Annotated in this window: 20 protein-coding genes; 10 read left to right on the forward strand and 10 right to left on the reverse strand. The window is 72.3% G+C overall.

Annotated features, from left to right (window positions below):
• The first annotated feature begins 28 nt into the window (after window positions 1-28).
• Genes tatC through ABZZ04_RS35345 form a run of 3 tightly spaced genes read left to right on the forward strand, consistent with a single transcriptional unit; the run spans window position 29 to window position 4785 of the window.
• Window positions 29-979: a twin-arginine translocase subunit TatC gene (gene tatC / locus ABZZ04_RS35335; protein WP_356936322.1), complete on the forward strand. Its 951-nt coding sequence runs from the start codon at window positions 29-31 to the stop codon at window positions 977-979.
• Window positions 980-996: 17 nt separating this feature from the next.
• On the forward strand, window positions 997-1905 hold the full coding sequence (locus ABZZ04_RS35340) for a diacylglycerol kinase (protein WP_356936323.1): 909 nt from the start codon (window positions 997-999) through the stop codon (window positions 1903-1905).
• Between the two features lie 45 nt (window positions 1906-1950).
• Entirely contained in the window at window positions 1951-4785 is a 2835-nt protein-coding gene (locus ABZZ04_RS35345) for a DEAD/DEAH box helicase (protein WP_356936324.1), read from the forward strand.
• 198 nt (window positions 4786-4983) lie between these two features.
• Here the strand turns inward: ABZZ04_RS35345 and ABZZ04_RS35350 are convergent, their stop codons facing one another.
• The 4 genes from ABZZ04_RS35350 to ABZZ04_RS35365 all read right to left on the reverse strand — a co-directional run bounded on the left by ABZZ04_RS35350 (window position 4984) and on the right by ABZZ04_RS35365 (window position 7970).
• Complete coding sequence (locus tag ABZZ04_RS35350) at window positions 4984-5427, reverse strand: SPW repeat protein (protein ID WP_356936325.1); 444 nt, start codon at window positions 5425-5427, stop codon at window positions 4984-4986.
• Between the two features lie 76 nt (window positions 5428-5503).
• The gene (locus ABZZ04_RS35355) at window positions 5504-6505 is read right to left on the reverse strand and encodes an ADP-ribosylglycohydrolase family protein (RefSeq protein WP_356936326.1); all 1002 of its coding nucleotides are present in this window, start codon (window positions 6503-6505) and stop codon (window positions 5504-5506) included.
• Entirely contained in the window at window positions 6502-6975 is a 474-nt protein-coding gene (locus ABZZ04_RS35360; RefSeq protein ID WP_356936327.1) for an ABA4-like family protein, read from the reverse strand. The genes ABZZ04_RS35355 and ABZZ04_RS35360 overlap by 4 nt, the downstream gene beginning before the upstream one ends.
• On the reverse strand, window positions 6972-7970 hold the full coding sequence (locus ABZZ04_RS35365; RefSeq protein ID WP_356936341.1) for a hypothetical protein: 999 nt from the start codon (window positions 7968-7970) through the stop codon (window positions 6972-6974). The genes ABZZ04_RS35360 and ABZZ04_RS35365 overlap by 4 nt, the downstream gene beginning before the upstream one ends.
• Window positions 7971-8154: 184 nt before the next feature.
• Between ABZZ04_RS35365 and ABZZ04_RS35370 the strand changes: the two genes are divergently transcribed.
• On the forward strand, window positions 8155-8985 hold the full coding sequence (locus ABZZ04_RS35370; RefSeq protein WP_356936328.1) for a MerR family transcriptional regulator: 831 nt from the start codon (window positions 8155-8157) through the stop codon (window positions 8983-8985).
• A gap of 103 nt (window positions 8986-9088) precedes the next feature.
• On the opposite strand, the gene ABZZ04_RS35375 is transcribed toward ABZZ04_RS35370, so the two are convergent.
• A complete protein-coding gene (locus ABZZ04_RS35375; RefSeq protein ID WP_356936329.1) occupies window positions 9089-9931 on the reverse strand; it encodes a siderophore-interacting protein in 843 nt (280 codons plus the stop codon).
• Window positions 9932-9978: 47 nt separating this feature from the next.
• Window positions 9979-10887, reverse strand: coding sequence for a 5'-3' exonuclease (locus ABZZ04_RS35380; protein ID WP_356936342.1), 909 nt, complete (start codon window positions 10885-10887; stop codon window positions 9979-9981).
• A 330-nt stretch (window positions 10888-11217) separates the two neighbouring features.
• Here ABZZ04_RS35380 and ABZZ04_RS35385 point away from each other — a divergent pair, with 330 nt between their 5' ends.
• The 4 genes from ABZZ04_RS35385 to ABZZ04_RS35400 all read left to right on the forward strand — a co-directional run bounded on the left by ABZZ04_RS35385 (window position 11218) and on the right by ABZZ04_RS35400 (window position 16349).
• Complete coding sequence (locus ABZZ04_RS35385) at window positions 11218-12291, forward strand: glycine betaine/L-proline ABC transporter ATP-binding protein (protein ID WP_356936330.1); 1074 nt, start codon at window positions 11218-11220, stop codon at window positions 12289-12291.
• Window positions 12284-14917: an ABC transporter permease/substrate binding protein gene (locus ABZZ04_RS35390; protein WP_356936331.1), complete on the forward strand. Its 2634-nt coding sequence runs from the start codon at window positions 12284-12286 to the stop codon at window positions 14915-14917. The genes ABZZ04_RS35385 and ABZZ04_RS35390 overlap by 8 nt, the downstream gene beginning before the upstream one ends.
• 149 nt (window positions 14918-15066) lie before the next feature.
• Complete coding sequence (locus tag ABZZ04_RS35395) at window positions 15067-15612, forward strand: XRE family transcriptional regulator (RefSeq protein WP_356936332.1); 546 nt, start codon at window positions 15067-15069, stop codon at window positions 15610-15612.
• 11 nt (window positions 15613-15623) lie between these two features.
• Window positions 15624-16349, forward strand: coding sequence for a helical backbone metal receptor (locus tag ABZZ04_RS35400; protein WP_356936333.1), 726 nt, complete (start codon window positions 15624-15626; stop codon window positions 16347-16349).
• Here the strand turns inward: ABZZ04_RS35400 and ABZZ04_RS35405 are convergent.
• Complete coding sequence (locus ABZZ04_RS35405; protein WP_356936334.1) at window positions 16267-17418, reverse strand: TDT family transporter; 1152 nt, start codon at window positions 17416-17418, stop codon at window positions 16267-16269. The two genes, ABZZ04_RS35400 and ABZZ04_RS35405, sit on opposite strands and share 83 nt — an antisense overlap.
• Before the next feature lie 72 nt (window positions 17419-17490).
• On the opposite strand from ABZZ04_RS35405, the gene ABZZ04_RS35410 reads away from it, so the two are divergent.
• Window positions 17491-18420 carry a LysR family transcriptional regulator gene (locus tag ABZZ04_RS35410; RefSeq protein ID WP_356936335.1) on the forward strand — a complete coding sequence of 310 codons (930 nt, stop codon included), beginning with the start codon at window positions 17491-17493 and terminating at the stop codon, window positions 18418-18420.
• Between the two features lie 172 nt (window positions 18421-18592).
• Here ABZZ04_RS35410 and ABZZ04_RS35415 read toward each other — a convergent pair whose 3' ends face one another.
• Both ABZZ04_RS35415 and ABZZ04_RS35420 read right to left on the reverse strand, forming a co-directional pair.
• Window positions 18593-19312 (reverse strand): gamma-glutamyl-gamma-aminobutyrate hydrolase family protein, encoded by a 720-nt coding sequence (locus tag ABZZ04_RS35415; RefSeq protein ID WP_356936343.1) that lies wholly within the window; start codon window positions 19310-19312, stop codon window positions 18593-18595.
• Window positions 19313-19464: 152 nt separating this feature from the next.
• Window positions 19465-20193, reverse strand: a complete 729-nt coding sequence (locus ABZZ04_RS35420) for an FCD domain-containing protein (protein ID WP_356936336.1) — start codon at window positions 20191-20193, stop codon at window positions 19465-19467.
• Between the two features lie 120 nt (window positions 20194-20313).
• On the opposite strand from ABZZ04_RS35420, the gene ABZZ04_RS35425 reads away from it, so the two are divergent.
• A complete protein-coding gene (locus tag ABZZ04_RS35425) occupies window positions 20314-21282 on the forward strand; it encodes a DUF2510 domain-containing protein (RefSeq protein WP_356936337.1) in 969 nt (322 codons plus the stop codon).
• A gap of 58 nt (window positions 21283-21340) precedes the next feature.
• Here ABZZ04_RS35425 and ABZZ04_RS35430 read toward each other — a convergent pair whose 3' ends face one another.
• Complete coding sequence (locus ABZZ04_RS35430; protein ID WP_356936338.1) at window positions 21341-22543, reverse strand: amino acid deaminase/aldolase; 1203 nt, start codon at window positions 22541-22543, stop codon at window positions 21341-21343.
• Window positions 22544-23124: the final 581 nt, after the last annotated feature.

Here is a 23124-nt window from a genome sequence, read left to right on the forward strand (position 1 = left end):
TGCCTGCTGCACGAGATGAGGACGTGGGTTGCTCAAGTCTGCCCGCAAGCAGGAGACGGACCCAGAGGGCCGCATGCCCCTGGTGGAGCACCTGCGTGAGCTGCGTAACCGGCTGGCCAAGGGGCTGCTCGGGATCGTCGTCGTCACGATCGTCGCCGCGTTCTTCTACAAGGAGATCATCGAGGTCTTCACCGACCCCGTGCTGAAGGCGGTCGGTTGTGAGTCCAGCTTCGCCGAACTCTCGAAGAAGGAGGACGGTACCTGCGCGCGTATCGTCCTGAACGGTCTGATCACCCCGTTCACCCTCGCCCTCAAGGTCTCCTTGATGGCGGGTCTCGCCCTGTCCTCGCCGCTCTGGCTCTACCAGCTGTGGGCGTTCGTGGCACCGGGGCTGCACAAGCACGAGAAGAAGTACTCCCTCGCCTTCGTCGGCGCGGGCTTCCCGCTCTTCCTCGCGGGTGGCTTCTTCGCGTACAAGACCCTGCCCACGATGTCCCGGGTGCTGCTGGAGTTCTCGCCCGCCGACCTCGACAACCAGCTGCCGCTGGACGAACTGCTGGACCTGATCACACGCATGGTCGTGGTCTTCGGTCTCTCCTTCGAACTGCCCCTGCTGCTCGTCATGCTGAACCTGGGCGGGGTCATCACCGGCAAGCGGATGCTGGGTTGGTGGCGGGGCATGATCATGGGCATCACGCTCTTCGCCGCGCTGGCCACTCCCAGCACGGACCCGGTGAGCATGCTGATGCTCGCCGTACCGATCTGGGCGCTCTACTTCGTGGCCACGGCGATCGCGCTCCTCAACGACCGCCGCAAGGCGCGGATCGCGGCGGCGGGCCCGGCCGACGACGAGGCGTCGGACCTGGACCTCACGCCCGAGGACATCGGTGAGATCGAACCGGTCTCGTCCACCCGGTCGTTGCCCTCGCAGGCGAACTCGGACCGTGACCGACTGAACGGTTACGACGACATCACCTGACCTTGTAGGGTCCCCGGGTGACCAGCGAGATCACCCTTTTCGTCAATCCCACCGCGGGGAGCGGCCGGGGCGCGCATGCCGCGCAGCCGGCCGCTTCCGCGTTGCGGGACGCCGGATTCTCCGTCCGCACGGTTCTCGGCGAGGACGCCGACGACGCCCTGCGAAGGGCCCGCCGGGCCGTCGCGGACGGGACCGGCGCGCTGGTCGCGGTGGGCGGGGACGGCATGATGTCCCTCGCCCTGCAGGCCGTCGCCGGGACGCGGACCCCGCTCGGGATCGTCGCCGTCGGCACCGGGAACGACTTCGCCCGCGCGCTCGGGACTCCGATACGGGACCCGTTCGCCGCCGGACGGCTGGCCGCCGAACTGCTCAAGGGCGGTGCCGCGCGCGAGATCGACCTCGGCCGGGTCGGCGAGCGGTGGTTCGGCTCCGTGCTCGCCTCCGGCTTCGACTCCCGGGTCAACGACCGCGGCAACCGGATGCGCTGGGTCGGCGGACGGTTCAAGTACGACCTCGCGATCCTCGCCGAGCTCGCCGCGTTCAGGCCCATCCCGTACGAGATCGCGCTGGACGGCGGCCCGGTGCGGGAGATCGAGGCCACCCTCATCGCCGTGGGCAACGGCTCGACGTACGGCGGGGGCATGCGGATCTGCGCGGACGCCGTCATGGACGACGGGCTGTTCGACGTGACCGTCGTCGGGAACTGCAGCCGCACCACCCTGCTCAAGGTCTTTCCCCGCGTCTACAAGGGAACGCACCTCGACCACCCCGCGGTCACCGTGCACCGGGTCTCCTCCGTCGAACTGGCCGCGGCCGGTGTTACCGCGTACGCGGACGGTGAACAGCTCGGGGCGCTGCCGCTCACCGCGCACTGCGTGCCGGGCGCGGTACGGGTGCTCGCACCGGGTCCCTCCGGCGGGATTTAAAGATCGCGCCTGCTGTCAGAGGTGGCGGGTAGGCTCGAAAGCACGATGACAGAGGACCTCTCACCAGCTGAGCGATACCAGGCTTCTCGGATCCGTGCCGCCGAGCAGGCCACCGCACTCGCGCCCTTCCGTGAGCTGTACGAATTCGATCTGGACGCCTACCAGATCGAGGCCTGTGAGGCCCTGGAGGCCGGCAAGGGCGTACTCGTCGCCGCCCCGACGGGGTCGGGCAAGACGATCGTCGGTGAATTCGCCGTGCACCTCGCCCTCTCGCAGGGCCGGAAGTGCTTCTACACCACACCCATCAAGGCCCTGTCCAACCAGAAGTTCACCGATCTGGTCAAGCGGTACGGACCGGACAAGGTCGGCCTGCTGACGGGCGACAACAGCGTCAACGCCGATGCCCCGGTGGTCGTCATGACCACCGAGGTGCTGCGGAACATGCTGTACGCGGGCTCGCAGGCGCTGCGCGGCCTGGGCTACGTGGTGATGGACGAGGTGCACTACCTCTCCGACCGCTTCCGGGGCGCCGTCTGGGAGGAAGTGATCATTCACCTCCCGGACTCCGTGACCCTGGTGTCGCTGTCGGCGACGGTGTCCAACGCCGAGGAGTTCGGCGACTGGCTGGACACCGTCCGCGGCGACACCCAGGTGATCGTCTCCGAGCACCGGCCCGTGCCGCTCTGGCAGCACGTGCTGGCGGGCCGCCGGATGTACGACCTCTTCGAGGAGGAGACCGACCACGGCGGCCGGGGCACCGGACGCCGCGAGGTCAATCCCGATCTCGTCCGGCTGGCCCGGATGGAGAACCAGCGGGGGTACAACCCGCGCGAGCGCCGCCGCGGCAAGATGGTGCGCGAGGCGGACCGGGAGCGCGAGCGGCGCCAGCGCAGCCGGATCTGGACCCCGGCCAGGCCCGAGGTCATCGACCGGCTGGACGCCGAAGGGCTGCTCCCCGCCATCACGTTCATCTTCAGCCGGGCCGGCTGCGAGGCCGCCGTCCAGCAGTGCCTGCACGCCGGACTGCGGCTCAACGACGAGGAGAAGCGGCGGCTGGTCCGCGAGATCGTCGAGGAGCGCACGGCGGCCATCCCCGGCGAGGACCTCCACGTCCTGGGCTACTACGAGTGGCTCGAAGGACTGGAACGGGGCATCGCGGCCCACCACGCGGGCATGCTGCCGACGTTCAAGGAAGTCGTCGAGGAGCTCTTCGTGCGAGGGCTGGTCAAGGCCGTCTTCGCCACGGAGACCCTCGCCCTCGGCATCAACATGCCCGCGCGTTCGGTGGTGCTGGAGAAGCTCGTCAAGTGGAACGGCGAGCAGCACGCCGACATCACCCCCGGCGAGTACACCCAGCTGACCGGGCGGGCCGGGCGCCGCGGCATCGACGTCGAGGGCCACGCCGTGGTGCTCTGGCAGCGCGGCATGGACCCGGGGGCGCTGGCCGGACTGGCGGGCACCCGCACGTACCCGCTGCGTTCCAGCTTCCGGCCCTCGTACAACATGGCCGTCAACCTGGTGCAGCAGTTCGGGCGGCACCGCTCGCGCGAGCTGCTGGAGACCTCCTTCGCGCAGTTCCAGGCGGACCGGTCGGTGGTCGGCATCTCCCGCCAGGTCCAGCGGAACGAGGAGGGGCTGGCGGGCTACCGGGAGGGCATGACCTGCCACCTCGGCGACTTCGAGGAGTACGCGCGGCTGCGCCGCGACCTCAAGGACCGGGAGACGGAACTGGCCAAGCAGGGCGCGGTGCAGCGGCGGGCGGCCGCGGCGGCGTCCCTGGAGAAGCTCAAGCCCGGTGACATCATCCACGTGCCCACGGGCAAGTTCGCCGGGCTGGCACTGGTCCTCGACCCGGGGCTGCCCGCCGGGCGGACCAACGGGCACGGCCATCGCGGGCTCGAATACCACGACGGGCCGAGGCCGTTGGTGCTGACGGCCGAGCGGCAGGTCAAGCGGCTCGCCTCGATCGACTTCCCGGTGCCGGTGGAGGCGCTGGAGCGGATGCGGGTGCCGAAGTCGTTCAACCCGCGCTCGCCGCAGTCGCGCCGCGATCTGGCCTCCGCGCTGCGGACCAAGGCCGGGCACATCGTGCCGGAGCGGCACCGCAAGGGGCGGTCCGTCGCGGCCGACGACCGGGAGATCGCCCGCTACCGGGCGGAGCTGCGGGCGCACCCCTGCCACGGCTGCGACGAGCGCGAGGACCACGCGCGGTGGGCCGAGCGCTACCACCGACTGCAGCGCGACACGAGGCAGTTGGAGCGGCGGATCGAGGGGCGGACGAACACCATCGCCCGCACCTTCGACCGGATCGTCGCCCTGCTCACCGAGCTCGACTACCTGCGGGGCAACGAGGTCACCGAGCACGGGCGCCGCCTCGCGCGGCTCTACGGCGAACTGGACCTGCTGGCGAGCGAATGCCTGCGGGCCGGGGTGTGGGAGGGCCTGAACCCCGCCGAACTCGCGGCGTGCGTATCGGCGTTGGTGTTCGAGGCGCGGCAGGCCGACGACGCGGTGGCGCCCAAGCTGCCGTCGGGACCGGCGAAGACCGCGCTGGGCGAGATGGTCCGGATCTGGGGCAGGCTCGACGCCCTGGAGGAGGAATTCAAGATCAACCAGGCGGAGGGGGTCGGGCAGCGCGAGCCCGACCTGGGGTTCGCCTGGGCGGTCTACATGTGGGCGTCGGGGCGGACGCTGGACGAGGTGCTCGGCGAGGCGGACATGCCGGCCGGGGACTTCGTGCGGTGGTGCAAGCAGGTGATCGACGTGCTGGGGCAGATCGCGGCCGCCGCGCCGAGGGAGGGGAGCTCCGTGGCGCGCAGCGCGCACAAGGCGGTGGACGCGGTGCTGCGGGGGGTCGTGGCGTACAGCTCCGTGGGGTGAGGTCTCCCCACGGGGCGGGCCCCGTCCCGCGGGCGCCGGACGGGGAGTGCCGGACGGGCCGGGTGTTCCGCGGGACCCCGGTGCCGTACGGCCGTCGACCGGTCCGCTCCGCGCGGACCGGTCGACGGTCCCTGCTCCGGCCGGTTGCCGCTCCGGCCGGTTCCCATTTCGGCTTTCGGCTCCCGGGCGAATCCCGCTTCAGGCGGCGCGGCTGCCGCTCTTCATGGACACGCCCGCACAGACCAGTCCCAGCAGCACGGTCAGACCGCCGATGATGACGTTGTTGAGGACGATGCCGAGGTCGGGACTGCTGCCGACGATCCACGTCGAGAGGATCATCCAGGCCCCCATGGCGCAGATGGCCCAGCTCAGGCCGTACATGCGCTCGGGCATGACGGTGAATCCGAGGCCCAGGGCGGCGATCGCGAGACCCATGATCAGGTTGTGCGTCGCGAGCGTGGGCTGACTCGCCGTGAAGTGGAGCACCCACGGCGATATGGCGCAGTAGAGACCGACGAGGAACACCGGCGCGTCCACCAGGGCCACATCGCGGCCACCGAGCATGCGGGCATAACGATCGCGCATTTCGGAGACATCGGGGTGACTGGCCATGTCACGGCCGGTGTGCGAGAGGTTTGACATGGGGTTCGTCTCCTTCCCTCGTGCAGCACCGCCACCACGTGCCGTGTGATGAACAGCCTGCTCTGCCATTCTGCTCTTATATGCCCCTTATGTGTAGATTCGGGGTCGGTGAATGTCTGCGGGAACCATGCGGGGCGGCCCCGTCCAGCCGCCGGGCCAGGTCCACCAGGTCGGCGGTCCCCAGCACCCGGCCCCCGAACCCCGGCAGCGGTACGTGCAGGGGTTCCGTCCAGCGGGACGGGATCGCGCCGAAGCCGTGCACGGCACCCGCCAGGCCGCCGGTCACCGCCGCGACCGTGTCGGTGTCGCCGCCCACGTCGACGGCGACGGCCACGGCCTCCTCGTACGTGCGGGTGGTGCGCAGCGCCCAGAGCGCGGTGCCCAGGCAGGGCCACACCGCGCCGTTGAACTCCGTCGCCGCGCCCGGGTGCCAGTCCGGCGCCAGGACGACGGCCCAGCGCCCGCGGTGGTCCTCGTGCACCAGGTCCAGGGCGGCGGGGACGGCCCCGAGCGGATCGCCCCCGTCGAGCGCCACCCGGATCAGCTCGTGGAGCACGGCGGTGCCCTCCCAGGCGGCCCGGTCGCCATGGGGCAGCGCGGCGATCCGGCGCGCCGCCTCCATGGTCGCCGTCTGTCCCCGGGGCGCGAAGTACACGGCGGAACCGGCCGCCCGCATCAGTGAACCGTTGCCCGCCGCACGCCCGTTGACCTGGAAGTGCAGCGCGGCGGCGAGGTCCCAGGGCGCACCGTCCGTCAGGACCTGCTCGGTCTGCAGCCCGATGTCCTTCGGGTCGGCCGCCGCCCACCGGCGGAACCGGTCGAACATGTCGGGGAGGTCGAGCCCGCCGCGCTCCAGCAGGGACTCCGCGACCAGAACGGCCATCTGGGTGTCGTCCGTGGCCTCGCCCGGCTCCCAGCCGCCGCCCCCGCACATCGTGCCGACGCCGTCCGGGAAACGGGCCGTGTACACGCCGGCGGGGCCGAACTCGAACGGCGCCCCGAGCGCGTCGCCCACCGCCGAGCCGACGACGGCGCCCGCCACCCGGTCGTGCCGTTCCGTGTCGCTCGCAGGACTCATCCGGCCAGGGTACGGACGGTGGTCCGGTCCGGGGCCCCGTTCCCGGCACGGGCCCTCGGTCCCCGTACCGCCCGCAGGACCAGGAAGACCAGCAGCCCGAACGGCGACAGCAGGATCGTCAGCACCAGCAGCGGACCCATCACCCACGGGGAGATGCCCAGCCGGCGCCCCTCCAGGAACATCCACTGGCCCAGCAGCAGATCCCAGGCGATCACCTGGGCCCAGATCGCCCCGGCCCCGTTCGCCAGGGCCGTCAGGTCGCGGAAGGTGTCGATGTCGGGGCTGCGCACCGCGTCCCAGAGTTCGGGGAGGACGGGCACCGCCATGAGCAGGTAGACCGCCAGCACCGGCAGCACGGTGAACGGGGAGGCGGCGACGCGGGCCGTGAGGCGCAGGCCGGGCGCCAGGATCATGAGCAGCCAGAAGGGGGCCGCCAGGAGGAACGAGATCTCGAAGAGTGCACCGGTCATGCCACGAGCTCCTTCGTTTCCGTGGGATCGGACTTCGGGTCGGGGTCGGACCTGGGGTCGGGATCGGGATTCGAGTCGGGGCCGTGCTCCGGGCCGGGGCCGGACCGCGGCCCCGGCCGGCGGTCCGTGCGGGGCGTCCGCAGGGCCAGCAGGCCGCCGACGGCGGTCACCGCCAGGAGCAGGGCGGCGGCGCCGAGCGTCGCGCCGTCCGGGTGGATCAGCGACTGGCCGCGCAGCGCCTGCCAGGTGACGAGTGCGACGAGTGCCGCGTACGCCCCCGAGGCCACCAGCACCAGCCGCAGCCGGACCCGTGGATCGCGCAGCCGCGCGAAACGCGGGGCGAGGGACATCAGGGCGAGCAGGAGCAGTGGCAGCAGCTGGAGCGCGTGCATCCCGACGAAGTGCGGTATGCGCAGGTCGCCGCCGGTGGCGGACCAGCCGGTGAGCGGCATCGACGGGCCGCCGTCCGGTACGCCCACGGCGTGGGCGCCGATCACGTCGGCGGTGTCCAGGTTCCCGGCCGCCCGCTGCTCGGAGGTGGGCTGTGTCATCAGGAAACCGAACGCGGCGCCCACCAGGGCGAGCAGCACGCCCGAACGTATCGCCCAGGCGGCGGCGCGGTCGGATATGCGGGCGCGCAGCAGCAGGACCGCGATGACCAGCGTGCCGGTCCACAGGACGACGACCGTGACGGCCATCGCGTTGAACAGCGCCTCGTCGAACGGGGTGGCGTGGTTGAAGTGGCTGCGCTTCCCGCGGACCACCTGGCCGGTGATGATCGCCATCTCGGCCAGGCAGGCCGCCGCGACCACCGTGCCCGCCCACCAGCCGATCCGCCGGCCGCGGGTGACCAGCGTCAGCATCCAGGCGAGCGCGAGCGCGTACACGACGAACGAGACCGCGAACTTGAACGGTTTGAACCATATCGCCGCGCCCGAGAGGACCCGGTCGTCGACCACCAGCCCCACGGCCGAGACGGCCGCCATGACGGTCATCGCGGCGGCGAAGAGCACCAACGGCCGGTGCCAGGAACGCCAGGAGGGCAGGAGCGGGGCGGATAAGAGCCGGGAAGACATGGAACCCCCAGAGAATTATGGATAGCAGTACTCTCCGCTATCCGATAGTGGAACTATCTATGATGGCTCCGGTGGTTGGCAAGCGCGGAAGGATGAACACGCGGTGCGCATCGGAGAGTTGAGCCGCAGGTCCGGGGTCCCGGTACCGACGATCAAGTTCTACGTACGGGAAGGGCTGCTCCCGGCCGGGCAGTTGACCAGCCCGAACCAGGCCAGTTACGGCGACGGGCACGAGCGCAGGCTGCGGCTGATCCGCGCCCTGCTGGACGTCGGCGGGCTCCCGCTGGCGACCATCGGCGAGGTGCTGCAGGTGGTCGACGACCCCGAGCAGCCGGTGCACAAGGTGCTGGGATTCGCGGCGAAGCGCCTCGCCCAGCCGACAGGCGACGATCCCGGGCCCGAACTGGACGACGCCCGCGACGAGGTGGCGGAACTGGTGGAGCGGCGCGGCTGGCGGGCGGACGCGGACGGCCCGGCCGGCGAGTCCCTGGCCGAGGTGATCGTCGCGTTGCGGCGGGCCGGGCACGGCGGCTTCGTCGAACTGCTCGACGCCTACGCAGCGGCCGCCGAACCGGTCGCGCGGGCCGACCTCGACTACGTGGGGCGCCGGGTCGCGCGCGAGGACCTGGTGGAGAGCGTGGTCGTGGGCACGGTGCTGGGGGAGGCGATGTTCGGTGCGCTGCGGCGGCTCGCGCACGTGGACGCCTCGGCGCGCGCGTACGAGTACGGGAGCGGCGCGGACGGGAGCGCGGACGCCGGGGACGTCGGTGCGGGTGATGTCAGTGATGCAGATGGTGCAAGTGGCGCAGATGGCGCAGGTGGCATGGGTGATGCCGGTGGTGCGGGGGGCGGGGGCGGTACGAGTGGCGCGGCGGACAGGAGCGGTGCAGGTGGTGCGAGCGGCGCGGTGACGGGGGCGGCTGCCGGGGGCTGACCGCTCGTCCGGCGGTCGCCCCTGCGCACGTGTGCCCCGGCCGGGGCCGGGGCACACGGGGTGGCGGGCCGGGACCTGTCCGGTTCCGGTCCGGCGGAGGGGCCTACGCGGCGCCCTCCTGCTCGCGCTCCACCTGCTCGTTCCACTCGCGCTTGACCGAGCGCCAGGCGTCGTCGTTCTGGCCGAGCCGCCAGTAGCCCGATATCGACAGCCGGGAGAGCGGGATCTCGCGGTCCAGGCGCAGGTGACGCCGGATCTCCTTCACGAAACCGGCCTCGCCGTGGACGAACGCCTGGACGTCGCCCGCCGGGAACTCCAGCTCCTGCACGGCCGTGACCAGCGCCTCGCCGACCGGTCGCTCCCCGCGGTGCAGCCAGGTCACCCCGACGCCCTCGGGCGTCACGATCTTCTGCTCCTCCGCGGCGTCCGCCACCTCGACGAAGGCGTGCACCACCGCACCCGGGGGCATCTGCTCCAGCGCCGCCGCGACGGCCGGCAGGGCGCTCTCGTCGCCCACCAGGAGATGCCAGTCCGCCGAGGCGTCCGGGGCGTAACCCCCGCCGGGCCCCAGGAAGGTCACCTGCTCGCCCGGCGTGGCCCGCACCGCCCAGGGCCCGGCGAGCCCCTCGTCGCCGTGGACCACGAAGTCGATCGCCAGCTCGCGGGCGGCCGGGTCCCAGGACCGCACCGTGTACGTGCGGGTCGTGGGCCACAGCTCCCGCGGTTGCTCCTCGCGGATGCGGGCCATGTCGAAGGGGTGCGGGTAGTCGGCGCCATCGGGGGCGAAGCAGATCTTGACGTAATGGTCGGTGCACCCGGAGAGCTCGAAGCCGGCGAGGCCCTCGCCGCCGAACACCACGCGCACCATGTGCGGTGTGATCCGCTCGGTGCGCAGCACCTGGGCCCCCTGCGCCTTGGGTGCCTGCCGCGCCGGTCGCTCTGCCACGAGGTTCTCCCTGCTCCGAATTACTTAGGTTTACCTAAGCTAGCACCTCATCCGTGCAGAGTGGAGAGGAGGCGCTGCAGCGAACCGCCCAGCCCCCACCGCTTCGCGAGATCCTCCAGTGCGGCGGGATCGCGCGGCGCGGCGGGCAGCGCGGGGTCGAACTGCGGCAGGGGCACGTCGCCCGCGACCCGGACCACCTTCGGCGCGACGGCCACGTAGTCCCGCGCCTCGTCGAGCCGCCTGCGCTGCGACGGCGTCAGCGCCGACCCCGGGTCGTCGACGGCGGCCATGATCCCGGCAAGGTCGCCGAAGGCGTCCAGCAGCTTCGCCGCGGTCTTCTCGCCGATGCCCGGGACGCCCGGCAGCCCGTCGCTCGGGTCGCCGCGCAGCAGGGCCAGGTCCGCGTAACCGGAGCCGTCCACCCCGTACTTCTCCCGCAGCCACGTCCCGTCCGTCAGCTGGAGCGAGCCGACCCCCTTCAGCGGGTAGAGCACCCGCACCCCGCGGGCGTCGTCGACCAACTGGTAGAGGTCCCGGTCGCCGGTGACGATGTCCACGGGGCCGGCGGCCCGGCCGGTGAGCGTGCCGATCACGTCGTCCGCCTCGTAGTCCGCGACGCCGACCCGGGCGATGCCCAGGGCGTCGAGCACGTCCTCGATCACCGGCACCTGCGGGGCCAGGGTGTCGGGGGTCTCCTCCTCGTCGGGCAGCCCGTCGGCGGTCTCCGTCGCGACCCGGTGCGCCTTGTACGAGGGGATCAGCTCGACCCGCCAGTGCGGCCGCCAGTCGGCGTCCATGCAGGCGACCAGGTCGTCCGGGCGGTGGTCCTGCACCAGGCGGGCGATGAAGTCGAGCAGACCGCGCACGGCGTTGACCGGCGTGCCGTCCGGGGCGCGCACCGAGTCGGGGACCCCGAAGTAGGCGCGGTAGTAGAGGGAGGCGGTGTCGAGGAGCATCAGGCGTCGCGTCACACCCCGATGATGCCGCACCCCACCGACACCGCCCGTCGCGGACACCGGGGGAGGGCGGACCGCGGTACCGATCGCGGAAACGTGACCTGGGTCACTCTTGTGTTTGGGTCGGATAAGCGGGGGCAGGCGCGCAGCCGGAGCGGATCACGTAGCGATTTCAACCAATGCGCGTGCCGTGCGGACCGGATCCGCGCCGCTCCACGGTCTGCCGGAGGGGGTGGCAGACCGTTTTTCGGTTCAACCCGCGAGGTGTATGTGTCAAGGCTGCAGGCCGAGCACTTGTACAAGGTGTTCGGCAGACGACCCGATCAAGCAGTGCGAAGGCTCGAGGACGGTGCCGACCGCGACGAGCTGCGCGCCGACGGAACGACCGCAGCGGTGATCGACGCCTCGTTCACCGTCGAGCCGGGTCAGATCTTCGTCGTGATGGGTCTGTCCGGGTCCGGCAAGTCCACGCTGCTGCGCATGCTCAACGGACTTCTGGAGCCCACGGCCGGGCGCGTGCTGTTCGACGGACAGGACCTGACCGCCCTGACCCCCGCCGAGCTGCGCCATGTCCGGTCCTCGAAGATCAGCATGGTGTTCCAGCACTTCGCGCTCTTCCCCCACCGCAGTGTGCTGGAGAACGCCGCGTACGGCCTGGAAGTGCAGGGCGTACCGCGTGCCGAGCGCGAGAAGCGCGCCGTCGAGGCGCTGGAGCTGACCGGTCTCGCCGGCTGGGAGAAGTCCTGGCCCGACGAGCTCTCCGGTGGCATGCAGCAGCGCGTCGGCCTGGCCCGCGCCCTGGCCACCGACGCCGACCTGCTGCTGATGGACGAGTCCTTCAGCGCGCTCGACCCGCTGATCCGCCGTGACATGCAGGACCAGCTGCTCGAACTGCAGAAGCGGCTGAAGAAGACCATCGTCTTCATCACCCACGACCTCAACGAGGCCATGCGCCTGGGCGACCGCATCGCCGTGATGCGCGACGGGCGGATAGTCCAGCTCGGCACCGCCGAGGACATCCTGGTCACCCCGGCCAACGACTACGTCGCCTCCTTCACCCAGGACGTCGACCGGACCCGGGTGCTGACCGCGGGCGCCATCATGGCCGAACCGCACACCGTCATGGGCACCAGCACGGACGACGGCAAGGAGCTGCGCACCGCCGCCGACGTGATCGCGGCCGCCCCGGCCACCGTCACCGAGTCCACGCCGATCGCCGAGCTCTTCACGCCCTGCTCGCAGAGCGGGGTCGCGGTCGCCGTGACCGATACCGGCGGCAAGCTCGTCGGCGTCGTCCCGCGGGCCCGGCTGCTCGCCGTCCTCGGCGAGCCGATGACCCCCGCCGAGGCCCCGAAGGACGTTTCGGCGGGCACGACCGGCACGAAGAAGGTGGCCAGTGTTTAGGCTCCCTCTCGGTGACTGGGTCGACTCGGCCGTCGACTGGCTGCAGACCCACCTGGCCTGGCTGTTCGACGCGATCAGCTCCGTCGTCAGCGGCATGTTCGACGGCATAGCCGCCGTGCTCTCCGCCCCCGCCCCGCTGCTCTTCGCGGGCATCGTCGCCGTCATCGCCTGGTGGCTGCGCGGGCTGCTCGCGGGCGCGCTCGCCTTCGTCGGATTCGCCCTCATCGACTCCGTCGAGCTGTGGGACGAGGCGATGGACACCGTCACCCTGGTGCTCGTCGCCACCATCATCGCGCTGGTGCTGTCCGTACCGCTGGGCATCTGGGCATCCCGTTCCAAGGCCGTCAGCGCGGTCACCCGCCCGGTCCTGGACTTCATGCAGACCATGCCCGCCATGGTCTACCTGATCCCCGGCGTCATCTTCTTCGGCGTCGGCGTGGTCCCCGGCATCATCGCCACCATCATCTTCTCGCTGCCCCCGGGCGTCCGGATGACCGAACTCGGCATCCGCCAGGTCGACGGCGAGCTCGTCGAGGCGGCCGAGGCGTTCGGCACCACCCGGCGCAACACCCTGCTGCGGGTCCAGCTCCCGCTCGCCCTGCCCACGATCATGGCGGGCATCAACCAGGTGATCATGCTGGGCCTGTCCATGGTGGTCATCGCCGGCATGGTCGGCGGCGGCGGCCTCGGCGGCGCCGTCTACCGCGCCATCGGCAACGTGGACGTCGGCCTCGGCTTCGAGGCGGGCATCTCCATCGTCATCGTGGCGATGTACCTGGACCGGATGACCGGCGCGCTCGGCCGCGAGGTCTCCCCGCTGGCCCGCCGCGCGCTCGCCAGGGCGCGGTCGATGGCCGGCGGCCCGAAGCTCTGGAACCACCGCCCGCAGCCCGTGGTCGCGGTCGTCGGCATCGTCGTCCTCGCGCTCGTCGCGGGCGGCATGGGGATCTTCGGCTCGTCCGACCAGGACAAGGACACCGCCGCCGACGGTTCGGACGTCGGCGCCGGCAAGAAGATCAGCATGGGCTACATCCCGTGGGACGAGGGCATCGCCTCCACCTTCCTCTGGAAGGAGATGCTGGAGCGGCGCGGCTTCGAGGTCGACGTCAAGCAGTACGAGGCCGGCGCGCTCTACACCGGCATGGCCAACGGCCAGATCGACTTCGAGACCGACTCCTGGCTCCCGGTCACGCACGCCAGCTACTGGAAGAAGTACCAGGACAAGCTGGAGGACATGGGTTCCTGGTACGGCCCCACCTCGCTGGAGCTGGCCGTCCCCGCGTACCTGGAGGACGTCAAGTCCCTGGAGGACCTCAAGGGCAAGGGCTCGAAGTTCAAGAACCGGATCGTCGGCATCGAGCCGAGCGCCGGTGAGACGGGCCTGCTCAAGGACAAGATCCTGCCGGGCTACGGCCTGGACGAGGAGTACAAGGTCATCGACGGCTCCACGCCCTCGATGCTGGCCGAGCTGAAGCGCGCGTACGCCAAGAAGGAACCCATCGTCGTCCCGCTCTGGTCGCCGCACTGGGCGTACAACCAGTTCGAGCTCACCAAGCTCAAGGACCCCAAGAACCTCTGGGGCAAGGGCGACGGCATCCACACCCTGGCCCGCAAGGGCTTCTCCGCCGACAACCCCGAGGTCGGCCGCTGGCTCAAGAACTTCAAGATGAGCGAGGACCAGCTCACCGGCCTGGAGGCGGAGATCCAGAAGGCCGGCTCCGGCAAGGAGCAGGAGGCCGTCCGCACCTGGCTGAAGGCCAACCCGGGCGTCGCCGACAAGTGGACCCCGGTCACCGGGGCGGGCGCCGCGAAGGGCAAGGGCGGCAAGGACGAGCGCGACCGTCCCGTCGAGATGGCCTGGTTCCCCTGGGAGGAGGACATCGCCGCCACGTACCTGTGGAAGGCGGTCCTGGAGGAGCGCGGCTACAGGATCAACCTCAAGCAGTTCGAGGTCGGCCCGATGTACACCGCGATGTCGCGCGGCCAGATCGACGTGCAGTTCGACGGCTGGCTGCCGTACACCCAGAAGAACTACTGGGACAAGTACGGTTCCCGGCTGACCGACCTCGGCTCGTGGTACGGCCCGACGTCGATCGAGGTCGCGGTGCCCTCGTACGTGAAGGACGTCAAGTCCCTCGCCGACCTCAAGGGCAAGGGCTCGCGGTTCAAGAACCGGATCATCGGCATCGAGCCGGGCACCGCCACGATGGAGAACCTCAAGAAGAACGTGCTGCCGACGTACGGCCTCGACGAGGAGTACGAGGTCCTCGACTCCTCGACGCCCGGCATGCTGGCCGAGCTGAAGCGCGCGTACGCCAAGAAGGAGCCCGTCGCGGTACTGCTCTGGACGCCGCACTGGGCGTACAGCGAGTACGGCATGACCAAGCTGAAGGACCCCGAGAAGGCCTTCGGCGACGGCGACCGGCTGCACACCATCGCGTCCAAGGACTTCCCGGCGCAGTACCCGCGGCTGACGGAGTGGTTCAAGGCATTCGAGCTGAGCGAGGACCAGCTCGCCGGCCTGGAGAACCAGATCCAGAAGCTCGGTACGGGCCACGAGGAGGAGGCCGTGAAGGCCTGGATGGCGAAGAACCCGGGCATCGTGGACAAGATGGCCCCGCAGTAGGGCCCGGAAGCACCTGAAGGGGTGGATACCGCAGATGGCGGTATCCACCCCTTCCCGCTGCCTCGGTGTTCATCGACGGGCCGACTTGTGCAACCGTGTGCGTAACGCGTCGGCAACCGGAAGGATGGCGAGTCGGGAGGGAGCCGGACATGGACGAGAAGGAAGCACTCCGCGTGGGTGCCGCGGTCCGCCGCAGACGCAGGTCACTGGGGCTCACGCTGGCCGCGGTCGCCGGGCGCAGCGGCCTGTCCGTGCCGTTCCTCAGCCAGATCGAGAACGAGCGGGCCCGGCCCAGTGCCCGGTCCCTGGATCTGGTCGCCGAAGCCCTGGAGACCACCACGGCACGGCTGCGTGCCGCCGCGGACTCGGCGCGCGCCGTCGACGTGGTGCGCGCGGGCGGGGACGACGGGGTGCGCCGGGTGGTGCGCGGACGCCACCAGCTCAGCGCCCTGGAGTTCAGCGGGGAGATCGACCTCGGGCGCGAGTTCCAGCACCGCAACGACGAGGTGATGTACGTGACCCGGGGTGGCGTCGAGGTGGAGGCCGAGGGGCAGGCGTACCGGCTGGAGGAGGGCGACACGCTGTTCCTGTCCGGCGGGGTGCGGCACCGCTGGCGGGCCACGGAGCCCGGCACGCGGCTGCTGGTCGTCTCGGTCGCCGAGCACATCGACGCCACCTTCGACCCGCGCCGCTGACCGGGGGCCCCGTGCGCGTCGTCTCACTGGTGCCCTCGCTCACCGAGGCCGTGGCCACCACCGACCCCGGCCCGGTGGTCGGCGTCACCGACTGGTGCACCCACCCGGCCGGCCTGACCGCCGCCCGGATCGGCGGGACCAAGAACCCCGACGTGGCGGCGGTCCTCGCGCTCCGGCCCGACCTCGTCCTCGCCAACGAGGAGGAGAACCGGGCCGCCGACATCGCCGCGCTCCGGGCCGCCGGTACCGAGGTGCTCGTCACGGAGATCCGTACCCTCGACCACGCCTTCGCGGAACTCGCGCGCGTCCTGGCCGCCTGCGGCCGGTCCCGGCCGCGCTGGCTGGACGAGGCGGAGGCGGCCTGGGCCGCGCTCCCGTCCCCATCGGCCCCGCGCCGCGCGGTGGTGCCCGTCTGGCGCAGGCCGTGGATGGTGCTGGGCCGCGACACCTTCGCCGGGGACCTGCTGGCCCGGCTCGGTGTGGAGAACGTCCACGCGGACCACGCCGAGCGCTATCCCCGCATCCCCCTCGACGAGCTCAACGCGGCGGGCGCCGACCTGGTGGTGCTGCCCGACGAGCCGTACCGCTTCACCGCGACCGACGGACCAGAGGCATTCCCCGGGCTGCCCGCCGCGCTCGTCGACGGGCGGTACCTCACGTGGTACGGGCCGTCACTGGTGCGGGCCCCTGCGGTGCTGCGAGCAGCGCTCCGTCGAACAGTCCGCGCAGCGTCCTGAACCCGGCCACCGCCCACGCGGTCACCAGCAGCACGTACAGGGCGACGGCCAGCCAGGTGAACGCCGTGAGACCGGTGTGCCGGGCCAGGCCCGCGGCGCCCGTGACACAGGTGCCGACGGGGAAGGTGAAGCCCCACCAGGTCATGGCGAAGGTCATGCCGTTGCGCAGGGCCCGCACCACCAGCGCCGCGGACAGGGCCAGCCACAGCAGCGCGAACCCCATCACCGGCACCCCGTACAGCACGGCGAACATCTCGAACCCGGCGACGTACGGCTCCGGGACCGCGCCCGGCGCCGCGTCGGCGATCTGGCCGACCGCGGTCGTCGACTGCCCCAGCGGACCGAGGACCAGGAACAGGGTGGGCGTCAGCACGAGCGGCAGCGGCCCCCGGTGGACGAGCCGGGCGAAGACCAGCGGCAGCATCACCAGCGTGGCCAGCAGACTCAGGCCGAACATCGCGTAACAGGCCAGCAGCATCGCCTCCCGCCACTGCCCGGCGGGCAGATGGGGCACCAGCAGCGGGCCGAGCGCCGCGGAGACCATCGGCGCCACCACCGGGAGCAGCCACACCGGAGAGGCGTTCCCCGGCTCGATCCGGTGGCGCACGACCATCAGGTACGGGATCGCGGCCGCGGCGACGAGACCGATCACCGTGCCCGCCGTGTACAGCACCACGTCCAGCGCCAGGGCCGCCGACTCCCCGATGAGATCCCGGCCCACCACGAGCGAGGAGCCGCCGACGGCCAGCAGAGCCATCGAGAGGCAGCCGTAGAACGGGGCGACGGCGGGGTCGAGGAGATGACTGCGGGCCTGGTCGCGATGGGCGATCCAGTGCCCGGCGCGGGCCGTGAGCAGGACGGCGAGGGCGAGGGCCGAGAGCACCCACACGAACGTGCAGAAGGTCCGCAGCCCCGGTATGTGCACGGGCAGCGCGACCCCCGCGCTCGCGACGATCGAGGTGCCCATGACGGCGGCGTACCAGTTGGGGCCGAGATACCGCAGGGAGGACAGGCGGGGGGCGGTCGGGTACGGGGCGGGGGACTGCTGCGTCCGCGGAATGGTGGCCATGCCAACGATTTTTGCCCGCGGGGGCACGACCCCACCAGGGAGTCCGCTTCTATGAGGTCATAAGCTGGCTTTATGACCGGTGAAGCACGCGTTCCGCCCCCTCTGTCCCACCGGGTCCCCGACCTCGGGGCGCTGGAACTCCTGCTCGCCGTCGCCCGGCACGGCAGCCTGGGGCGCGCGGCGCGGGACGTCGGCGTCACCCAGCCCGCCGCCAGCAGCCGCATCCGGGCCATGGAGCGGCAGCTCGGCGTGGCCCTGCTGGACCGTTCCCCGCGCGGCTCCCGGCTCACCGACGCGGGAGCCCTGGTCACGGACTGGGCGCGCAGGATCGTCGAGGCGGCCGAGGCGTTCGACGCGGGAGCCCAGGCGCTGCGCGACCGGCGGGACTCGCGGCTGCGGGTCGCCGCCTCCATGACCATCGCCGAGTACCTGCTGCCGGGCTGGCTGATAGCGCTGCGCGCCGAACGGCCGGACACCGCCGTCTCGCTGCTCGCCGGGAACTCGGCGGCCGTCGCGGGGCGGCTGCTCGTCGGCGAGGCCGACCTCGGATTCGTGGAGGGCCTGTCGGTGCCGGAAGGACTCGACGGCACGGTCGTCGCCCACGACCGCCTCGTCGTCGTGGTCGCCCCGTCCCATCCATGGGCCCGCCGCCGCGCCCCCCTGACGCCGGGGGAGCTCGCCGCGACCCCGCTGATCCTGCGCGAACACGGCTCCGGCACCCGCCAGGTGCTGGGCGCGGCCCTCGCCGTGCACGGCGGCCTCGCCCAGCCGCTGCTCGAACTCTCCTCCACCACGGCGGTGAAGGGCGCGGCGGAGAGCGGTGCCGGGCCGTGCGTCCTGAGCGAACTCGCCCTGGGCGAGGAGCTGTCCTCGCGGCGCCTGGTCAAGATCCCGGTCGCCGGAGTACGCCTGCGGCGCCAGCTGCGCGCGGTGTGGCCCTCGGGCCACCGCCCGACGGGCCCCGCCCGCGACCTGCTGTCCCTGACGGCACGGGACGGCTGACGGGTCGGGACGGTTGAGGCACGGGACGGCTGACGGGTCGGGACGGTTGAGGCACGGGACGGCTGACGGGTCGGCAGGACGGGAGAACGGTCGGCGGGGCGGGGCTGCCGGCGGCGAGGGACGGCCGACGGGCCGCCGCCGGATTCCCGGCCGCCGTCCGGGCCGCCGCCGGTCACGGCACCCGGTCCCCGGCCGCCGTCCGGGCCGCCGCGGCGGCGACCAGCGCCTCCAGCAGTCGCGGGTCGTCCCCCATCTCGGGATGCCACTGCACCCCCAGCACCCACGGGGATCCCGGGAGTTCGACCGCCTCGACCGTGCCGTCCGCCGCATGGGCGCCGACCACCAGGCCCGGCGCCGGCCGCTCCACGCACTGGTGGTGGTAGGTGGGCACGTCGCACGGCTCGGGCGCCACCGACGCGTAGCGCGTGCCCGGCACCGGCACCACCCGGTGCGTGCCGAAGACGCCGGTCGTGCCCGGCGGGCCGGTGTGGCCGTCGAGGTGCTGGACCAGGGTGCCGCCGAGCGCCACGTTGAGCAGCTGCATGCCGCGGCAGATGCCGAGCAGCGGGGTGCCGGACTCCAGGGCCGCCCGGATCAGGGCCAGTTCCCAGGCGTCGCGCTCCGGCGCGGGCGGACCGGACCTGGGGTCGCGCTCCGCGCCGTACCTGCCGGGGTCCACGTCGGCCCCGCCCGCGATCACGAGCCCGTCCAGCCTGGCCACCGTCGCCCCGGCCCGGCCGGGATCGTCCGGCGGGAGCATCGCGGCCAGGCCGCCGGCCCGCTGGACGATGCGCGGGTACCCGGCCGGCAGGAGGGCGGCGGGCAGCTCCCAGACCCCCCAACGGGCGGCGGGCTCCAGATAGGTGGTGATGCCGATGAGGGGTTCGGGCACGGGGTGGTCGAGAGGTTCGGGCACGGCGGTCCCTCCGGTCGGCCGCCCGCGGGGGCGGAGGCGGTCCCAAGGATTCAATGGTCGACATGAATACCTTTGCGTTCCCCGGGGCTCCGCACAAGGGCCCGGGGCGAACCGGCCGCCGCTCCGGATCAGGCCAGGAACCCGCGCAGGAGCGCGGCCGTGCCCGCGCAGTGCTCGCGCATCACCGCGCGCGCGGCCTCCGCGTCCCCGTCCAGGATCGCCTCGACGAGACTCGTGTGCTGGCGCTGTGAATGCTCCAGGTTCCGCACGAGCAGCGGTATGCAGTCCAGCAGGTCGTTCAGGGCGGCCCGGACGGCCGCGTACTGCGTGGTCAGCGACGCGGAACCGGAGAGCTCGGCCAGGGTCAGGTGCAGCAGGGTGTCGCGCCTGCGGTAGTCGGACAGGGGTGCCTCGTGAGTCGCCGTCAGGGCCGCGCGCAACCGGTCCGCGCCATCGTCGCCGAGCCCCTGCGCGGCGCACAGTTCGGCCGCCCCGGCGTCCAGCACCTCGCGGAAGCGCAGCACGTCCTCGATGTCGACGGCGGCCCCCCTCCGGCGCAGCTCGTCCTCGCCGGCACTGCCGGTGCGCGCCAGCACGAACGTGCCGCCGTACCGGCCGCGCCTGCTCTCCACCAGGCCCTGGTCCTGGAGGACCTTCAGCACCTCGCGCAGGGTGACCCGGCTGATCCCCAGCAGCTCGGCGAGGTCGCGCTCGGCAGGCAGCCGCCCGCCGCCGGGCACCAGCTCCAGCCTGACCACCTGGAGGATCTGCTCCAGCGCCTCCTCGAAGCCGTTCCCGGCGCGGACGGGTCGCAGCACCGGCAACAGACGGTCGATGAACTCGCTCTCCCCGGCCACGCCCCGCCTCCCTTTCGATCAATGGTCAGCCACCACACCTTAAGTCCCGCGGCTGAACGGAGAAATGGCGGACCGGCGATCGGCGGACTTCCGCCGATGGCCGAACCCTAGAGTGGAGGGATGAGCAACGCGACACCGCCCGGCTGGTATCCGGACGCCGCGATACCGGGCACCGAACGCTGGTGGGACGGCGCGGCATGGACCGCGCACACCCGCCCGACCGCTCCCGCTCCGCAGCAGTTCGGGCCGCCCGCACCGCAGTTCGGGCCGCCCGCGCCGCCCGACGGGACGGTCGCGCGGACCGGCGGGGCCTCCGGCGGCTCCGGCTCCGGCGCCACCCGGGTCGTCGCCCTCGCCGTCGCCGCACTGGTCGTCGTCGGCGCTGCCGTCACCGGGGCGCTCCTGCTGCGCGGGGGAGGCGGCACCCCGGAGGCCGGCCCGAGCGGTTCCGCGCCGAAGCCCACCACGACCGCGACCGCGACGGACAGCCCGTCCCCCGACGGCTCACCGGCCGAGGACGACCCGAAGGTCCTCGTCGACCAGCTCAACGGCATCACCCTGCCGATCCCCGACGGCTGGGAGAAGCCCGAGCGGACCGTCGACAAGGTCCTCACGATGCGCACCGTCGACTCCTACCGGTGCCCCGGCGACTCCGGCCGCTACTGCTACCACGGCACGGTGACCAGCCGCACCGCGAGCGCCACGGACATCACCTCCGCCGAGGAACTCGCCAAGCAGGACATCACCGCCGCGGCCGACAGCGCCTACGAGAAGGACCTCATCGGCAACCGGATCCATGGCGGCATCACCTCCCACGAGGAGCTCGTCTCCGAGTCCGTGAGCGTCGCCGGACGCACCGGCTACCGGGTGCGCTGGCGGGTCGAGACGGGCAAGGGGCCCGGCGGTTACGTGCAGTCGCTCGTCTTCCCGTCCACGGTCGGCAGCGAGACGCTGGTCATCGTGCGCTACGCGTTCGACGCGGGCCCCGGCGGGCCGTCGCTCCCGCTCATGGACACCATCACCAAGGGCATCCGGCCGATCGGCGACAGCGCGACCAGCGGCGGTGTGGGCAGTTCGATCGGCCCCTGACCCGCCACCGGCCGGTCCGACGGCGGGTCGGGGACCGGTGCGCGCACCGGTCCCCGGATCAGAGGAACGTACGGCCCTCGCCCCGGTACGTCGGCACGGTCGCGGTCACCCGGTCGCCCTCGATCAGCTGCAACTCGTCGAAGCGCTCGCACAGTTCACCGGCCTTCGCGTGCCGGAACCACACCTTGTCGCCGATCAGCAGGTCGTCGGCCGGGGCGCCGAGCAGCGGGGTCTGCACCTCGCCCGGCCCCTCCTGCGGGTCGTAGCGCAGCCCCTCCGGCAGATACGGGACGGGCAGCCGGTCCGGCCCCGCGGGCCCGGACGCCGGGTAGCCGCCGCCGAGCACCGTCACCACGCCCACCCCGGGCCTGCGCACCACGGGGTGGGCGAACAACGCCGCCGGACGGGCCGTGAACGACGTGTAGTTGTCGAACAGCCGCGGCACGTAGAGCCCCGACCCGGCCGCGATCTCGGTCACCGCGCGCTCGGCCGCCGTGTGCTGCACACTGCCGGTGCCGCCGCCGTTCACGAACTCCAGGTCCGGGGCCACCGCCCGTACCGCACGCACCACCTCGGCCCGCCGCGCGGCGAGTTCCCGGCGGCCCGCGGCCTGCATCAGCCGGATCGCCCGGGAACGCAGCGGCCGGCCCGCGAGCGAGTCCCCGACCCCGGCGATGTGCCCCTCGTACGCCATCAGGCCGACCAGCCGGAAACCCGGCCTGCGCGCCACCGAGCGTGCCAGATCGGCCAGTTGGGCGGGGGAGCGAAGCGGGGAGCGCAGGGCGCCGACCCTGACCCGGCCGCCGAGCAGCCGGAGCGAGGTGTCCAGTTCCAGGCAGACCCGGATCTCCTCGCGGCCACCCGCCCGCGCCGCGTCGATCAGCTCCAACTGCGCGTGGTCGTCCACCATCACCGTCACCGCGGCGGCCAGCTTCGGGTCGGCGGCCAGTTCCGCGAGGGCGGCCCGGTCGGCCGTCGGATAGGCCAGCAGCACGTCGTCGAACCCGGCCCGCGCCAGCCACAGCGACTCGGCGAGCGTGAACGACATGATCCCGGCGAAACCGGGCCGCGCGAGCACCCGTTCCAGCAGCGCCCGGCAGCGCACCGACTTGCTGGCCACCCGGATCGGCTTTCCGGCGGCCCGCCGGACGAGGTCATCGGCATTGGCGTCGAACGCCTCGAGATCGACGACGGCGATCGGGGCGTCCAGATGGGCAGTGGCCCGGTTGTACCGGGTCCGGTCAGCGGCACGGGCAGTCATGGCCGCAGCTTGCCAGACGTCCGTACCGATGGGTAAGGGCTGTTCCGCATCCCGGTCGGACCGGTGCCAACGAACGGCCCGGCCCGGGGACGGGTCGGGCCCCGGGGATGATCTGCGCAGATCATCCGGGGTCGGGCGGCCTGCTCCCGCCAGGGGTGTCCCACCCCGTAGAGTGACGGACACGCGGCAATCAGCGGCAACCGAACGGGCCTGCCCGTGATGCCGGTCCGCGCGCGGTACGGAACGGGATCAGGGGGGCGGATGAGTACCGAGGCGCAGCGGGCCCCTGTCCCACCCCGCCCCACGCCCCCGGCACAGGACACGAACCCGGTGCCCCCGACTCCCGCCGCCCGCGAACCGGAGGCGGCACCCCCGACAGGGGCGGCGAACACGGCACCCCCGGTACGGGGAACGGGCCCCGCGACCCCGGTACGGGAGACGGCCCCCGCGACCCCCGCCCCTGCTCCCGCGTCTGCTCCAGCCCCCGCGGCGCCGCCCCCCGCGCCCGGAAGCCAGGGGCCGGTACCGGCCGCGGCGCAGAGGATGACGACGTCGTCGCCCGACTCGGCGGCGTCGCGGAC

The sequence above is a fragment of the Streptomyces sp. NPDC006435 genome (assembly GCF_040612315.1).
In the GTDB taxonomy this organism is placed as follows: domain Bacteria; phylum Actinomycetota; class Actinomycetes; order Streptomycetales; family Streptomycetaceae; genus Streptomyces.

What these genes read in the sequence shown, in the direction of transcription:
- ABZZ04_RS35345 (WP_356936324.1), top strand. Translation starts at nt 1,951, where the DNA reads ATGACAGAGGACCTCTCACCAGCTGAGCGATACCAGGCTTCTCGGATC.
- ABZZ04_RS35350 (WP_356936325.1), bottom strand. Translation starts at nt 5,427, where the DNA reads ATGTCAAACCTCTCGCACACCGGCCGTGACATGGCCAGTCACCCCGAT.
- ABZZ04_RS35355 (WP_356936326.1), bottom strand. Translation starts at nt 6,505, where the DNA reads ATGAGTCCTGCGAGCGACACGGAACGGCACGACCGGGTGGCGGGCGCC.
- ABZZ04_RS35360 (WP_356936327.1), bottom strand. Translation starts at nt 6,975, where the DNA reads ATGACCGGTGCACTCTTCGAGATCTCGTTCCTCCTGGCGGCCCCCTTC.
- ABZZ04_RS35365 (WP_356936341.1), bottom strand. Translation starts at nt 7,970, where the DNA reads ATGACCGTCATGGCGGCCGTCTCGGCCGTGGGGCTGGTGGTCGACGAC.
- ABZZ04_RS35380 (WP_356936342.1), bottom strand. Translation starts at nt 10,887, where the DNA reads ATGCTCCTCGACACCGCCTCCCTCTACTACCGCGCCTACTTCGGGGTC.
- ABZZ04_RS35395 (WP_356936332.1), top strand. Translation starts at nt 15,067, where the DNA reads ATGGACGAGAAGGAAGCACTCCGCGTGGGTGCCGCGGTCCGCCGCAGA.
- ABZZ04_RS35405 (WP_356936334.1), bottom strand. Translation starts at nt 17,418, where the DNA reads ATGGCCACCATTCCGCGGACGCAGCAGTCCCCCGCCCCGTACCCGACC.
- ABZZ04_RS35410 (WP_356936335.1), top strand. Translation starts at nt 17,491, where the DNA reads ATGACCGGTGAAGCACGCGTTCCGCCCCCTCTGTCCCACCGGGTCCCC.
- ABZZ04_RS35425 (WP_356936337.1), top strand. Translation starts at nt 20,314, where the DNA reads ATGAGCAACGCGACACCGCCCGGCTGGTATCCGGACGCCGCGATACCG.
- ABZZ04_RS35430 (WP_356936338.1), bottom strand. Translation starts at nt 22,543, where the DNA reads ATGACTGCCCGTGCCGCTGACCGGACCCGGTACAACCGGGCCACTGCC.